The sequence below is a fragment of the Thermosynechococcus sp. genome, assembly GCF_046299655.1.
Classification (GTDB): Bacteria; Cyanobacteriota; Cyanobacteriia; order Thermosynechococcales; family Thermosynechococcaceae; genus Thermosynechococcus.
Genome location: NZ_JBKBHZ010000003.1, coordinates 60,581 through 75,064, shown reverse-complemented (window position 1 = coordinate 75,064; position 14,484 = coordinate 60,581). Strand labels below are relative to the sequence as shown.

Genomic DNA, 14,484 nt, shown 5'->3' with positions numbered 1-14,484 from the left:
GATGGTCGAAGGCTAGAGACTGTATTAATGAATGGTTGGACATCCCTCTTGGCGGTGGCAGCGCCCCTTGTGGTTCAAGCTGCAACACCAGCGCCGCAGATCATTGGGCGGGCGATTGCGATCGCTGCCCAGCAGTTTGGTGAGGAACCAGAGCAAATTAGCGTGGTTCAAGTTCAGCCTAAGGTGTGGTCTGATGGCTGTTTGGGCTTGGGGGGATTGCGGGTTGATTGTGCCGAGCGCTTGACCCCCGGTTGGGAAATTACCCTGACGAATCCCAATGCTCCCTATCCCCAACAGTGGGTTTATCGCAGCAATCAAAGTGGTTCCCTGATTCTTTGGGATGCCGCTGGCAGTCGGATGATTGGCACCCTGATTCAGCGCCCCCAACGCCTAAGTCCAGAGGAGTTGCCGCCCCCTCTTCCTGAGGGCGTGAGTTTTCGCGTGATTCGCCAAAGTGATGCCTCTGGCAACCGTCCACCCTCAAGGACAACGACACTGCTTTATAACGATGGTCGGATTGTGCAGCAAACCACCAATGCTCGCGGTGAAACCCTCAGCCGTACGCTGCGCACAGTGACACCTGCTCAAGTCAGTCAATTTAATCAACTGTTGAGCGATCGCCGGTTTAACCGCTTCAATGGCTTTGATTTTGTACCCACTCCCCTAGAGCAACCGCTGCCTATTTATCTCGTCTCTACCCCCACTGCAACGGTACGCTTTGCTGAAGCCAATGAATACCGCCTTGCCTCTGATTTGGTCGCTGTTTTGCGCTCATGGGAGCTATTGGTTGCTAAGGGTCAGCTTCGTGACCAGATTTCACCCGAAACTCGCTAAGAAAACAATGACGACAGCCGCATATATTCATCTGCCCTTTTGTCGGCGCCGCTGCTTCTACTGTGACTTTCCGATTACGGTGGTGGGGGAATCTCCGACACTGAGAGAATCGCTCATCCAAGAGTATGTGGCTGCGCTGTGTCAAGAAATTGCCCAAACCCCTGCTGAGCCGCTCCCGCTCCAAACGATCTTTTTTGGGGGAGGAACACCGTCTCTAGTCCTGCCTCAATACATTGGCCAACTGCTGGAAGTCCTCGATCGCCAGATCGGGATTGCCTTAGGAGCAGAAATTTCCATGGAAATGGATCCGGGAACATTTGACCGAGAACAATTGCAGGGCTATCTCAAAGTAGGGGTGAATCGCGTCAGCTTAGGTGTACAAGCCTTTGACGATGAGCTATTGCGGGTCTGTGGCCGTAGTCACAATGTCGCTGATGTTGAGGGGGCAGTTGCAATGATTGATAGGGCGGGGGTAGAAAATTGGAGCATGGACCTCATTTCAGGCTTACCGCAACAATCCTTAGCGGACTGGCAATTTGCCCTAGAGCGAGCGATCGCCCTCAACCCACCCCATCTCTCGATCTATGACCTGATCATTGAGCCAAAAACCGTCTTCAGCAAACGCTATCAACCGGAAGCCGCCCCTCTCCCTACCCAAGAGCAAGCCGCCGCTGCCTATCGCCTTGCTCACGACATGTTAACCGCAGCGGGCTATGAGCACTACGAAATTTCCAACTATGCGCTAGGAGGATTTGCCTGTCGTCACAATCAAGTCTATTGGCGCAATCAACCCTACTATGGCTTTGGCATGGGGGCCACCAGTTATCTAGGGCATCGCCGTTTCAGCCGTCCGCGTACCCGCCGTGAATACTATCAATGGCTGCAAACCCTACCCGCCGGTCTAAACCAAGTGAATCCCGATTCCCTGTGGGATCGCTGGTTGGAAACCCTGATGCTGGGCTTGCGCCTCAAAGATGGCCTCTCTTTCACTGCTTTAGCGGCTGAATTTCCTAGGTCTTGGGTTGAAGCACTACAAGCAGCAGCGGCAAAAGTTTCCCCAGAGAGGCTTTGTTTGACCGGCGATCGCCTGCACTTGACACAGCCAGAAGGATTTCTCGTGGCTAATCACGTCATTGTCACCCTTTGGGAGGCCTTGGAGGGATCGGTTTTCCACCAACAGGAAGGGCAACCCCTACCGATACACTAGAGGTTGTCTGACCAAGAATACACTCACGGGAAGCATCATGTTGGAACAGGGAACCATTTCAATCCACACTGAGAATATTTTTCCAATTATTAAAAAGTGGCTCTACTCCGATCATGAGATTTTCCTGCGGGAACTGGTCTCCAACGCCGTGGATGCTATCCAAAAACTGCGGATGGTGGCACGTTCTGGGGAATATAGCGGCGATGTGGATCACCCAGAAGTGACGATCACGATTGACAAAGAAAACAAAAAGCTAGCGATCGCTGACAACGGCATTGGCATGACCGCCGAGGAGGTCAAAAAATACATTACCCAAGTAGCTTTTTCTAGTGCTGAGGAATTTGTTCAAAAATACAAAGGGGAAGGGGAAAACGCCATTATTGGCCACTTCGGGTTGGGGTTTTACTCCGCCTTTATGGTGGCCGATCGGGTGGAAATTGATACCCTCTCCTACCGCGAGGGGGCTGTTCCCGTGCATTGGACCTGTGATGGCTCCACCGAATTTACCCTCTCGGATGGCCAGCGCACCAGTGTGGGCACTACAGTCACCCTGACGCTCCAAGACAGTGAATTGGAGTATCTAGAGCCGGGGCGCATCCGCGAACTGGTTCGCAAGTATTGCGACTTCTTGCCTGTGCCCATCAAGCTCAATGGCGAGCAAATCAATAAGCAATTTGCCCCTTGGAAGAGTGCCCCCAATAGCCTCAGCAAAGAGGACTATCTAGAGTTTTATCGCTATCTCTATCCCTTCCAAGAAGACCCCCTGCTGTGGGTACACCTCAATACCGACTATCCCTTTGTGGTGAATGGGATTCTCTATTTTCCAAAGCTGCGCCCCGATATTGATGTCACCAAGGGGCAAATTAAGCTCTACTGCAATCAGGTCTTTGTCAGCGATAACTGTGAAGAGATTATTCCGCGCTTTTTGCTGCCGCTGCGGGGTGTCATTGACAGTAGCGACATTCCCCTCAATGTGTCGCGCAGTTTCCTACAAAACGATCGCACGGTGCGCAAAATTGCGGACTACATTGCCAAAAAGGTGGGCGATCGCCTTAAAGAACTCTACCGCGAAGACCCTGCTGCCTATGTCCGCTCTTGGCAAGACCTGGGCACTTTCGTCAAATTTGGCTCCATCAATGATGAGAAGTTCAAAAAACAAGTGGAGGACATTCTCATCTACCGCACCACTGCTGAGTTAACGCCCAAGGAGCAGGGGGATCCCTGGGCCAGTGAAGGGGGCATTTGCGTGGATGGCAAAACCTACACCACCCTCAAGGAGTACCTTGAGCGCAACAAAGCACGCCAAGGCAATCGTGTCTATTACTGCACCGATGAGGTAAACCAAGCCACCTACGTGCAATTGCTGAAAAGCCAAGGCATTGAAGTCCTCTTTATGGACAGCTTCATTGACACCCACTTTGTGCCCTGGCTGGAGCAGAATTACAGCGATGTCAAGTTCCTACGGGTGGATGCAGAACTGGATGAGACGCTCATTGACAAAAGCAAAGAGACTGAACTGGTAGATCCCACCACCCAGAAGACCCGCAGCGAGCAGATCAAATCCCTCTTTGAATCCGTGCTCAAAAAACCCAAGCTCACGATTCGCACCGAAGCCCTCAAGGCCGATGCCCCGCCGGCTATGATTCTCTTGCCGGAAACCAGTCGGCGGATGCAGGAGATGATGGCAATGATGCAGCAGCAACTCAATGCCCAGTTGCCAGAGGAGCATATCCTCGTTGTCAATACTGCCCATCCGCTGGTGGAGAATCTGCTTAAGTTGAACCAAGGCACCATCATTCAGACCAGCGGCACCTCAGAAACCGCGGCCTTGGTCGAAAAGCTGTGTCAGTATATCTACGATTTGGCCTTAATGTCGCAGCGGGGCTTTGACGCCAATGGCATGCAGCAGTTCACAGAGCGGGCCAGTCAAGTCCTGACCCAACTGACAACCATGGCCACGCGCTAACGTTTGCAGAGGCGGGAGGTAACGCATGATGATTACGGTAGGCCTATTGGCGGGAGCGATCGCCCTCCTGGCGTGGGGACTGTATCGTAACCTGCCCTACGGCAAGCTGGGGATTGTGGCTTGGCTGCAAACCCTTGTCCTGATGCTCCCTTGGCTCGTGGTGTTTGGCAGCCTTAGCTTTGGGATTGGGATTAATTTTGCTGCCGTGCTTTTTGGTCTAGTGTTCTCGATTGTGGCCTATATTGCCCTTGGCCGTTGGTTGCGATCGCTGGCAGCTACCGCCGAACTGCCCCTACCCTCTGCCCCCTCTGGCCGTTCGGAACTGGAGCAAGCCACCACAGAACAGACAACCCCAGCCCAGCCTGCCGAACGCCCCAGCCTCCCTGCTGAAGACCTGCAAGCGATTCAAAGTATCTTTAGCGTGGATACCTACTTCGCCACCGAATACATTCCCTATAAGGGGGGCGTGATTTGCCCAGGGAACCTGCGGGGGGAAGCCAAAGTAGTGCATCAGCAGCTTAGCGAGCGCCTCCAAGCCGCCCTGCCCGATCGCTATCGCCTCTTTATGGTACCCAACAGTGAGGGCAAGCCAATGGTGGTGATTTTGCCGATGACCACCGAACCCATTCGCTCTGGCAATCTTCAAAAGCTGGCAGCGGTGTTCTTGGCGGTGGCCACCCTTGGCACCTGTCTCGAGACCAGTGCTATTCTGCAGGGGTTTAGCTTACTGGGGAATCCAACCACTGGCCTCTTCCAGCGATCGCTCCCCTTTGCCGTGGGTCTCTTTGGCATTGCCGCTATACGGGAAGTCGGTCACTGGCTAATGGCCAAACGCTATCAGGCACGCTTGGGGCCACCCATCTTTTTGCCGGCGTGGCAGTTGGGAACCTTTGGCGCTGTGACCCGCCTTGAATCCTTCCTAGCCAATCGCAGTCAGCTCTTTGACATTGGGGCAGCGGGGGCGATCGCTGCGGGGGGTGTTTCTCTACTCCTATTGGGCATTGGCCTTGTTCTCTCGCCTACGAGTCAGGGTTTAGAGGTGCCGACCCTCTTTTTCCAAGGCTCGATTTTGGTGGGGACGATCGCCAAACTCTTTTTGGGGGCGCAGTTGCAAAGCGAAGTGGTGATGGTGCATCCCTTTGTCATTCTAGGCTGGCTGGGCTTGATCATGACTGCCTTGAACTTGATGCCAGCAGGGCAACTGGATGGCGGACGCATTATTCAAGCCATTTACGGCACCAAAACTGCGAGGCGACTGACGATTATTACCCTTGTGGTCTTGGGCTTGGTGGCGATCGTCAACCCCTTGGCCTTGTATTGGGCGTTGGTGATCCTACTATTGCAGCGGGATGTGGATCAGCCCAGCCTGGATGAGATTACCGAACCCGATGACACCCGTGCCGGTCTTGGTCTGCTGCTCTTGTTCTTGATGGCGGCCACCTTGATCCCCATGGCACCAGGGCTAGCCGGTCGGTTGGGAATTGGAGGCTAAATGCCCGATTCACTGCGGCAAATTTTGACGGCGATCGCCCAAGGGCAACTAAGTGTAGAGACTGCCTATCGCCAACTGCAACACCTTGCCTACGAACCCGTTGGTGATTTTGCGCGGATTGATCACCAGCGGCAGCAGCGCACTGGCTTTCCAGAGGTGATTTGGGGTCTCGGCAAAACCCCGCAGCAAATTGCTGAAATTCTGGAGCGGATGCGTCCCCACTATCCCTGTGTGATGGCCACACGCATTTCTCCAGAGGTGTTTGAGGTGGTGCGATCGCGCGTCGGTGGACTGTACTATTTTGAAAAGGCACGGATTTGTAGCACAGCCCCTATTTTGCCGCCGCAGTTTCCGCTTCAGGTGGGCTTGGTCTGTGCCGGTACAGCGGATTTACCTGTGGCCGAAGAAGCGGCAGTGACGTTACAGCTTGCAGGATTTGGCGTTGAGCGGTTTTGGGATGTGGGGGTGGCTGGCATTCATCGGTTGCTGAGTGTGCGCGATCGCCTAGAGGAGATGGCCGTGCTCATTGTGGTTGCCGGTATGGAGGGGGCACTTCCTAGCGTAGTGGCGGGACTCGTCTCAGTACCGGTGATTGCGGTGCCCACCAGTATTGGCTATGGGGCAAACTTTGGTGGTTTAGCAGCGCTACTAACAATGCTCAACTCCTGTGCCCCCGGCATTGGTGTCGTCAATATTGACAATGGCTTTGGGGCGGCAATGCTGGCGGCCAAGATCTTGCGATCCCTCAGCCAACGGTTATAATGGTTATTTGTTCTTAACGTGTGATTGATTATCAGGTGACCTGTGGCTAACATCAAATCTGCCGCTAAACGCGCCCAAATTGCTGAGCGCAACCGTCTGCGCAACAAAGCCTATCGCTCGGCAGTGCGCACGCTGATTAAAAACTTCTTGAATGCCGTGAGTGAGTATGGTGCTGAGCCAACCCCAGAAAAGCTAGCAGAAGTGCACCACAGAATGAACTTGGCCTATAGCAAAATTGACAAAGCCGTAAAGCGCGGCGTTCTCCATCGCAACACCGGTGCACGGCGTAAAGCCCGTCTAGCCCGTATCCTGAACAAAATGCTGCAACCCGCTGCCTAATCCCCATGTTGGTGGATACCCACGTCCATCTCAACTTTCCAGAGTACACGCCCGATCTGGAGGCAGTGGCTGAGCGCTGGCGATCGGCGGGAGTTGTGCGGCTCGTTCATTCCTGCGTTGAACCCAGTGAATTTCCCACTATTGAGCGCCTTGCTGGGCAGTTTCCCGAACTCTTTATGGCAGTGGGTCTCCATCCCTTGGATACGGAACAGTGGCAGCCAGATCTCAAGGACAAAATTGCCAGCCTTGCCGCCAGTGATCCTAAGGTGGTGGCCATTGGCGAAACGGGTTTAGATTTTTACAAAGCCACGAACCGCGAAGAACAGGAGGTGGCCTTTTGGGCACAGTTGGAGGTAGCCCACACCTTGAATCTGCCAGTAATTATCCACTGTCGGGAGGCAGCGGCTGCTGCACGAGATTTACTGCAACAGTTTGTTCGCGATCGCGGGCGGGTGCAAGGGGTGATGCACTGCTGGGGCGGTACCCCCGAAGAAACCGAGTGGTTCCTCGACCTTGGCCTTTTCATTAGCTTTAGCGGCACCGTCACCTTTAAGAACGCTAAACAGATCCATGCCTCGGCACAAATGGTTCCCAGCGATCGCCTGCTATTGGAAACCGACTGCCCCTTCCTTGCCCCTGTGCCCAAACGGGGCGAAAAACGCAACGAACCTAGCTATGTCCGCTTTGTGGCTGAAGCCATCGCTCGTCTGCGACAGTGTGATCTTTTGGAATTAGAACAACAGACGACTCTCAACGCCTGCCATCTTTTTCGTTTGCCGCTGCCCGCCGAACTTACCCCATAAATCCTCAGGAACTGCGGCATTTCTTGAATCGAGTCAACGTTAAAAAATCTAGCGCATTTAGGAGCCTACCCGTTTCAGCATCTTAGGATGTGTCCTGATTAGTAAGTAGGCAATTCGTGGACTCTTTATCAACGCCGTTGGCACCTTGATCGATTGATCTTGGTTGATTTTCTGGACACTCATGCTGACTCAACGAGGATACTTATGGTTAGCTCTCCTCTCCGTCCCACCGAACTCACTGAGGATATTCATGCTTTTGGTCCTGCTCGCGCCACAATTCAAGGACAGCCCTTGAGTGAGAGTGAAGTTGAGGCCATGGATGCCTTCTTCCGTGCCTGTAACTATCTGGCTGTGGGCATGATCTATTTGCTGGATAACCCCCTACTCAGAGAACCCCTCAAGCCTGAGCACATCAAAAAACGCCTCCTTGGTCACTGGGGATCGAGTCCGGGCTTGGCCTTTTGCTACCTTCACCTCAATCGCATTATTAAAAAGTACCAACAGGAGATGATTTTCCTCGCTGGGCCTGGCCATGGGGCGCCGGGAGTCTTGGCACCCGTTTACCTTGAGGGGAGTTATACCGAGATTTACCCCAACATTACGGAAGACCTTCACGGCCTCAAAAAATTCTTCAAGCAGTTCTCCTTCCCCGCTGGCATTGGTAGCCACTGCACCCCCGAAACCCCCGGCTCCATTCACGAAGGGGGAGAACTGGGCTATGTCCTTTCCCATGCCTGTGGTGCTGCCTTTGATAATCCCGATTTAATTGTGGCAGCAGTGGTTGGCGATGGCGAAGCAGAAACGGGGCCTTTGGCCACCTCATGGCATATCAACAAGTTCCTCAACCCAGCGCGGGATGGGGCAGTCTTACCGATTCTCCACTTGAATGGCTACAAGATTAACAACCCAACCATTCTGGCACGAATCCCCCATCAAGATTTGGAGAGCTATTTCCGGGGTCTAGGGTATGAACCCTGCTTTGTGGAGGGGAGCGATCGCCCCTCAATGCACCAAGCCATGGCCGCCACCCTTGACTACTGCGTAACTAGAATTAAGGAGATTCAACGGGCTGCCCGTGAAGAGGGTGTCACCTCCTTACCCCGTTGGCCGATGATTGTGCTGCGTACCCCCAAGGGTTGGACAGGGCCAGCGGAAGTGAATGGCCACAAAGTGGAAGGCTTCTGGCGATCGCACCAGGTGCCCCTAGCCGATGTCCACACTAACCCCGAAAACCTCAAGCTCCTCGAAAATTGGCTGCGCAGTTACCGTCCTGAGGAACTCTTTGATGAGCATGGCACATTGCGTCCTGAACTCAAGGCCTTGGCGCCAACCGGCAACTACCGCATGGGCATGAATCCCCACGCCAACGGTGGACTATTGCGCAAGGATTTGAAAATGCCGGACTTTCGCCAGTATGGCATTACCTTTGAGAAACCAGCGCAAATTGAGGTGGAAAATACCCGTCCCCTTGGCGTCTTCCTGCGGGATGTGATGCGCAATAACATGACCAATTTCCGCGTCTTTGGCCCGGATGAAAATACCTCCAATAAACTCAATGCCATTTATGAGGTTAGTAAGAAATTCTGGATTGCCGAATATTTTGAGGAGGATGCCGATGGCGGTGAATTATCCCCCAATGGTCGTGTCATTGAAATGCTCAGCGAGCACACCATGGAGGGGATGCTGGAGGGCTACCTGCTGACGGGTCGCCATGGGTTCTTCTCCACCTACGAGTCCTTTGTCCATGTGATTGACTCGATGTTTAACCAACACGCTAAATGGTTAAGCATCTGCAATGAACTCCCGTGGCGGGCGGACATTGCTTCGTTGAATCTGCTCATCACGTCAACGGTGTGGCGGCAGGATCACAATGGCTTCACCCACCAAGATCCGGGCTTTTTGGACATTGTCTGCAACAAGAGTGCGAAGGTGACGCGGATTTACCTGCCCCCCGATGTCAACTCCCTGCTGTCGGTGGCAGATCACTGCCTGCGGAGCAAAAACTATGTGAATGTGATTGTTTCTGACAAGCAGTTGCACTTGCAGTACATGACGATGGATCAAGCGATTGTCCACTGCACGAAGGGGTTAGGCATTTGGGACTGGGCCAGTAATGATCAAGGCTGTGAACCTGACCTCGTGATGGCCAGTGCAGGAGATATTCCCACCCAAGAGGCCTTGGCGGCGATCGCCTTGTTGCGGCAGGAGTTTCCAGAGCTGAAGATTCGCTATATCAATGTGGTGGATCTCTTTAAGCTGCAACCGGAAACGGAACACCCCCACGGCCTCAGCGATCGCGACTTTGATAGTCTCTTTACCCTCGATCGCCCGATTATCTTTAACTTCCATGGCTATCCGTGGTTGATCCACCGTCTTGCGTACCGCCGCCACAATCACCGTAATCTCCACGTGCGCGGCTACAAAGAAAAGGGCAGCATTAACACTCCCCTAGAGCTGGCGATCAACAATGAGATTGACCGCTTTAGTCTCGCCATTGATGCCATTGATCGGCTGCCTCAGCTCCAAGTGGCGGGTGCCCATGCCAAGGAGAAATTCCGCAACATGCAAATTGCAGCCCGCAACTACGCCTACGAGTACGGTGTGGACAAGCCGGAGTTTAGCCACTGGACTTGGCCGTTCTAGCTTGATCCTCTGCCCCTCTCGCCGCTGATCGAGGGAGGGGTTCCTCTTGGCGCACGGGCACTTGGTGCTGCTGCAGATAGTCCTTGATCTGGGCGATCGTCAGTTGGCCATAGTGCAGCAGCGACGCTAAGAGTGCCGCCTCTGCTTTTCCTTCCACAAGGGCAGCGCGAATATGCTCACAGGTGCCCGCCCCTCCGGAGGCAATCACAGGAATCTCCACCCGCTCAGCGATCGCCCGCGTCAATTCGAGGTCGTAGCCCGCCTGTGTGCCGTCGGCATCCATACTGGTCACCAGCAGTTCACCCGCGCCGCGTTTAGCCATTTCCACTGCCCATTCAACGGCGTCTAGACCCGTGGCTTCGCGTCCACCGCGCACATAGACTTGCCAACGGGGGTGGTTGGGATCACAGTGGGGGTCGCGCCGCGCATCAATGGCAACAACAATACACTGGGCACCAAAGCGATCGCTGGCCTGATTCACCAAATCCGGCTGGCGCACCGCCGCCGAGTTGAGACTTACCTTATCCGCCCCCGCTCTTAGCAGGTCTTTGATCATCGTCAGGGACTGAATGCCACCCCCCACCGTTAGGGGAATAAACACCTGATCCGCTGTGCGATAGACGACATCAATAATGATGTTGCGCTCTTCATGGGTGGCTGTAATATCGAGAAACACCAGTTCATCGGCACCCGCGGCATTGTAGGCTTGGGCAAGTTCGACCGGGTCGCCGGCATCGCGCAGGTTGACAAAGTTCACGCCCTTGACGACGCGACCCGCCTTCACATCCAGACAGGGCAAAATTCGTTTAGCAAGCATTTGGCCTCCTTGGGACTACTGCACAGTGACACGGCGACCACCGCCACTGACAAAGATAATGGTGCGACCATCCGCCATCGGTTCCCAACCAACATCAAAGCCACTGCGCCAAGCAATGGCGCGCGCAGCCCGAAAACAGTCAAAGCTATCGGGACGTACGAAAAAAACAAGGGAATAGCGGCTGGGGGAGAGGCGATCAATGGTACGACGAAAGTTGGAGCTGGGTTTTTCCAGCGTGCTAAAGGATTCGCCACCGCTGCGATCGCGAGGTTCAAAGAGGGTTTGCAGGACTATTTCCCCCTCACGCACCACCAGATTAAGGCGCACATCGTAGTAGCGTGTGCGGTAGCGAAAGGATTCTAGTTGTTGCTGAATTTGACGCGCATCTGCAAAGGGATTCTCTGTAATGCGCTGCAGGTACTCCTCAATGGCCTCACTGGCTTGATCCTTCTCAAGGGGCAGGGCGCGATTTTCACGGCACTCAAAGAAATACACCTGCTTGCGGGTTTCGCGGGCAATGGGGGTACGCACAAGGGCAGGAGACACCGCTGCTGTCAAGCTAGCAAAGAGGCAGACAAAGATCATCACCCCCACCGTATTGGTGAGGACATCGAGGAATGAGTCCAGATTTTGACTAGGGGCTTGGACTTGGGGACGGGAGCGCGATCGCTTCATGAAGCCGCAGTACAGAAACATCTTTTAGGTTATCGGAATTCTCGACCTCTGGTCTCAGTGCATCTGATAGAGTGGCAATTGAGTCACCCGTCATCAACTCATCAACGTTTGCGCCTATGGCAATGCTCAAAACGCGCCCGACTCATCCCCTCACCTACCAAGACTACGATCGTCGGCTGGGTAAACAGGGTCGGGTCTTGGTGTTGCTTTCGATCATGACCCTATTTTTGCTGGGGGGCATTGGTATCCGTTTGGGCTATCTGCAAATTGTCGAGGGCGATCGCAACCGCCAGATGGCCGATGAAAACCGTATTCGCCTCATTCCCAAGCCCCCAGAGCGGGGGAAGATTCTGGATCGCAAAGGGCAGATTTTAGCAGGAAACAAGTTTTCCTACTCCGTGTTTCTCTGGCCCCTTGCTGCTAAAAAGCCCGAATGGCCGCAGACGGTGAGAATCCTCTCGCGGGTGCTCAATATGCCTGCCAGTGAGATCGAAGCGCGGGTCAAGCAAGTAGGGGTGAATTCCCCTTCGTTGATTCGCATTGCCCAAGGGATTACTCCAGCTCAAATTGTCGCCCTCGAAGAACACCGCAATTTCCTGACGGGGGTCGAAATTGACCGTGAGGCCATGCGCTTTTATCCCCACGGCGAAACGGCGGCTCATATTATTGGCTACATTGGCGAACTCAATGAGGAAGAACTAGCAGCGCGTCGGGATCAGGGCTACCGCCTTGGCGATGTCATGGGCAAAATGGGCGTCGAAGCCACCTATGAAAAGGTGTTGCGGGGGACATGGGGCGGTCAGCAGGTGGAGGTGGATGGCCAAGGTAAAGTGATTCGCATTCTTGGTCAAAAAATCGCCCGACCGGGGAATGACATCACACTTACAGTGGATTTGGACTTGCAAAAAGCGGCGGAAGCTGCCCTAGGGAATCGGCCGGGGGCGATCGTGGCGATGGATCCGCGTGATGGATCGATTCTTGCCCTTGCCAGTTATCCTGCCTTTGACCCCAATTGGTTTGCCCGCCGCATGACCCAAGGGCAATGGGAGGAGCTACAACGGCGGCAATTTCCTTTTGTCAACCGTGCTTTGCAAGGGTTCCCTCCCGCCAGTACCTTCAAAATTGTCACAACGGTAGCGGGTCTAGAGTCTGGGAAGTTTAGCCCTGATACGGTACTGATGACCTATCCTGCCCTCTACACGGGGGGCTTTGCCTTCCATGATTGGAACCGCGCCGGCTTTGGTCCTCTGGGCTTTGCCGGTGCTTTAGCTTGGAGCAGTAATACATTCTTTGGCCAAGTGGCGCGCCGCATTGGTCCTAAGACGCTCATTGAGTGGGCACGGCGCTTTGGCATGGGGTCTAAAACGGGCATTGACTTGCCGGGTGAAGCCGCCGGCTTTGTCCCCGATCCCCAGTGGAAACAGGAAACCTTTGGTGAAGGGTGGTACGATGGTGACTCTCTCATCACGGCCATTGGTCAGGGGGCATTACAGGTCAGTCCAGTTCAAGCGGCAGTGATGTTTGCGGTGCCGGCCAATGGCGGCTACAAAGTGCGTCCCCACCTGATTGCTTCCGAAAATCCCGATCGCTGGCGACAGTCACTAAATTTGAAGCCCTCTACGGTGCAGGTGCTGCGTCAAGGTTTACGCCAGGTGGTGACCAGTGGTACAGGTGCGGCATTAAATGTTCCTGAGGTGGCGATCGCTGGCAAAAGTGGTACTGGTGAAGACCCCCCCCGTCCTCACCACACTTGGTTTGGTGCCTATGCCCCCGCAGACAAGCCTGAAATTGTGGTCGTTGCCTTTGCGGAAAACTCTGGGGGGGGTGGCGCCTCAGTGTGTGGGCCTATGGTGCTGAAAGTCATTCAGACCTATATGCGGATTCGCGATCGCTAGCCCTCTGCAGGCAAAAAGATTGTCATTCCCCAGGGTTGCGCCTAGAATTTGAAGGTAATGCGTGTGGTGGGGTGAAGCATGATCGAGCAGCGCGTCATTGCCCTTGGCCTGACAATGGGTCTATTGGCAACAGCCTTGGGGAGTCGCCAGAGTGTTGCGGAGACTATTCCTGCCGAACCCGAGGCAGCCCCGCCAATCCCTGTGAATCCAGTGCAACCTGTCAATAGTGATCCGCTGGTTTTCTCCTCGGAACCCGTCGATCCACCAGCGGGGAGTGAACCCCTTGAAAACCTCAAGCCGGCCCGTTCTATCCCCGTGGTGATCCAAGAACGCTCCACAGGCTGTCAAGCGATTGTTACAGAAGACATTCCCAACAGCATTTGCTCCGCTCCAGCTGCTCAACGTTCCCCTGCTTTACTAACAGCTCCCCGACTGGCGACCGCTCGCCATCGCCCCTTAGCAACGGCACTGCAAAGCGCTGCACCCCCTAGAAATACAGGATTTTCTGGCCATAGAACGGCACCGGCCTACGTGCGTCAGCCCTTTCCGGGAGCGAATCCCCTGCGTTGGCTGAAGGTCAACAATGGCCAGATGCTCTTTCCTTTGCCGTTCCCAGTGCCCATTACCTCCACCTTTGGCTGGCGTATCCATCCCATTTTTGGCGATCGCCGCTTCCATGCGGGAACCGATTTGGGCGCTCCGCAAGGGACACCCGTACTGGCAGTCTTTGATGGCCGCGTGGTGGAGTCCAACTGGCTGGGGGGCTATGGCCTCACCGTCATTTTGCAACACCCGCCAGAACAGCACCAAACCCTCTATGCCCACCTCTTGCAGCTTTTTGTCAATCCGGGTCAATGGGTCAAACAGGGTGAGGTCATTGGGTTGGTGGGCAGTACGGGCAACTCCACAGGGCCGCACCTGCATTTTGAGATCCATGAGATGACTGCCCAAGGGTTGATTCCTGTTGCTCCCGAAGCGCGGTTAGAATTGGCACTAGCCCAGTTAAAGCAGGCGATCGCCCAAGCCCGTCAGCAATCGAATCGCAGTTAGT

The 14,484-nt window shown here is 54.5% G+C and carries 12 protein-coding genes; 10 read left to right on the top strand and 2 right to left on the bottom strand.

What is annotated here, in order from left to right:
* The first annotated feature begins 27 nt into the window (after window positions 1-27).
* The 8 genes from ACK4HN_RS03240 to ACK4HN_RS03205 all read left to right on the top strand — a co-directional run bounded on the left by ACK4HN_RS03240 (window position 28) and on the right by ACK4HN_RS03205 (window position 10,046).
* Window positions 28-834 carry a hypothetical protein gene (locus ACK4HN_RS03240; RefSeq protein ID WP_409868685.1) on the top strand — a complete coding sequence of 269 codons (807 nt, stop codon included), beginning with the start codon at window positions 28-30 and terminating at the stop codon, window positions 832-834.
* A 7-nt stretch (window positions 835-841) separates the two neighbouring features.
* Window positions 842-2,041 carry a radical SAM family heme chaperone HemW gene (gene hemW / locus ACK4HN_RS03235; protein ID WP_409868686.1) on the top strand — a complete coding sequence of 400 codons (1,200 nt, stop codon included), beginning with the start codon at window positions 842-844 and terminating at the stop codon, window positions 2,039-2,041.
* Window positions 2,042-2,078: 37 nt separating this feature from the next.
* On the top strand, window positions 2,079-4,007 hold the full coding sequence (gene htpG / locus ACK4HN_RS03230; RefSeq protein ID WP_409868687.1) for a molecular chaperone HtpG: 1,929 nt from the start codon (window positions 2,079-2,081) through the stop codon (window positions 4,005-4,007).
* Between the two features lie 25 nt (window positions 4,008-4,032).
* On the top strand, window positions 4,033-5,499 hold the full coding sequence (locus ACK4HN_RS03225) for a site-2 protease family protein (protein WP_409868688.1): 1,467 nt from the start codon (window positions 4,033-4,035) through the stop codon (window positions 5,497-5,499).
* On the top strand, window positions 5,500-6,261 hold the full coding sequence (gene larB, locus ACK4HN_RS03220) for a nickel pincer cofactor biosynthesis protein LarB (RefSeq protein WP_409868689.1): 762 nt from the start codon (window positions 5,500-5,502) through the stop codon (window positions 6,259-6,261).
* A gap of 42 nt (window positions 6,262-6,303) precedes the next feature.
* Window positions 6,304-6,600: a 30S ribosomal protein S20 gene (rpsT, locus tag ACK4HN_RS03215; protein WP_409851026.1), complete on the top strand. Its 297-nt coding sequence runs from the start codon at window positions 6,304-6,306 to the stop codon at window positions 6,598-6,600.
* 5 nt (window positions 6,601-6,605) lie between these two features.
* Window positions 6,606-7,403 (top strand): TatD family hydrolase, encoded by a 798-nt coding sequence (locus ACK4HN_RS03210; protein ID WP_409868690.1) that lies wholly within the window; start codon window positions 6,606-6,608, stop codon window positions 7,401-7,403.
* Between the two features lie 204 nt (window positions 7,404-7,607).
* The gene (locus tag ACK4HN_RS03205; protein ID WP_409868691.1) at window positions 7,608-10,046 is read left to right on the top strand and encodes a phosphoketolase; all 2,439 of its coding nucleotides are present in this window, start codon (window positions 7,608-7,610) and stop codon (window positions 10,044-10,046) included.
* Here ACK4HN_RS03205 and hisF read toward each other — a convergent pair.
* Both hisF and ACK4HN_RS03195 read right to left on the bottom strand, forming a co-directional pair.
* The gene (gene hisF / locus ACK4HN_RS03200) at window positions 10,021-10,863 is read right to left on the bottom strand and encodes an imidazole glycerol phosphate synthase subunit HisF (RefSeq protein WP_409868692.1); all 843 of its coding nucleotides are present in this window, start codon (window positions 10,861-10,863) and stop codon (window positions 10,021-10,023) included. The two genes, ACK4HN_RS03205 and hisF, sit on opposite strands and share 26 nt — an antisense overlap.
* Window positions 10,864-10,878: 15 nt before the next feature.
* A complete protein-coding gene (locus tag ACK4HN_RS03195) occupies window positions 10,879-11,559 on the bottom strand; it encodes a hypothetical protein (protein ID WP_409851017.1) in 681 nt (226 codons plus the stop codon).
* 95 nt (window positions 11,560-11,654) lie between these two features.
* On the opposite strand from ACK4HN_RS03195, the gene mrdA reads away from it, so the two are divergent.
* A complete protein-coding gene (mrdA, locus tag ACK4HN_RS03190; protein ID WP_409868693.1) occupies window positions 11,655-13,433 on the top strand; it encodes a penicillin-binding protein 2 in 1,779 nt (592 codons plus the stop codon).
* Between the two features lie 78 nt (window positions 13,434-13,511).
* Window positions 13,512-14,483: a peptidoglycan DD-metalloendopeptidase family protein gene (locus ACK4HN_RS03185; RefSeq protein WP_409868694.1), complete on the top strand. Its 972-nt coding sequence runs from the start codon at window positions 13,512-13,514 to the stop codon at window positions 14,481-14,483.
* Window position 14,484 lies beyond the last annotated feature (1 nt).

Excerpts from the sequence above, each read along its gene's own strand:
- ACK4HN_RS03240 (WP_409868685.1), top strand. The coding sequence starts at position 28 with ATGAATGGTTGGACATCCCTCTTGGCGGTGGCAGCGCCCCTTGTGGTT.
- hemW (WP_409868686.1), top strand. The coding sequence starts at position 842 with ATGACGACAGCCGCATATATTCATCTGCCCTTTTGTCGGCGCCGCTGC.
- htpG (WP_409868687.1), top strand. The coding sequence starts at position 2,079 with ATGTTGGAACAGGGAACCATTTCAATCCACACTGAGAATATTTTTCCA.
- ACK4HN_RS03225 (WP_409868688.1), top strand. The coding sequence starts at position 4,033 with ATGATGATTACGGTAGGCCTATTGGCGGGAGCGATCGCCCTCCTGGCG.
- larB (WP_409868689.1), top strand. The coding sequence starts at position 5,500 with ATGCCCGATTCACTGCGGCAAATTTTGACGGCGATCGCCCAAGGGCAA.
- ACK4HN_RS03210 (WP_409868690.1), top strand. The coding sequence starts at position 6,606 with ATGTTGGTGGATACCCACGTCCATCTCAACTTTCCAGAGTACACGCCC.
- ACK4HN_RS03205 (WP_409868691.1), top strand. The coding sequence starts at position 7,608 with ATGGTTAGCTCTCCTCTCCGTCCCACCGAACTCACTGAGGATATTCAT.
- hisF (WP_409868692.1), bottom strand. The coding sequence starts at position 10,863 with ATGCTTGCTAAACGAATTTTGCCCTGTCTGGATGTGAAGGCGGGTCGC.
- ACK4HN_RS03195 (WP_409851017.1), bottom strand. The coding sequence starts at position 11,559 with ATGTTTCTGTACTGCGGCTTCATGAAGCGATCGCGCTCCCGTCCCCAA.
- mrdA (WP_409868693.1), top strand. The coding sequence starts at position 11,655 with ATGGCAATGCTCAAAACGCGCCCGACTCATCCCCTCACCTACCAAGAC.
- ACK4HN_RS03185 (WP_409868694.1), top strand. The coding sequence starts at position 13,512 with ATGATCGAGCAGCGCGTCATTGCCCTTGGCCTGACAATGGGTCTATTG.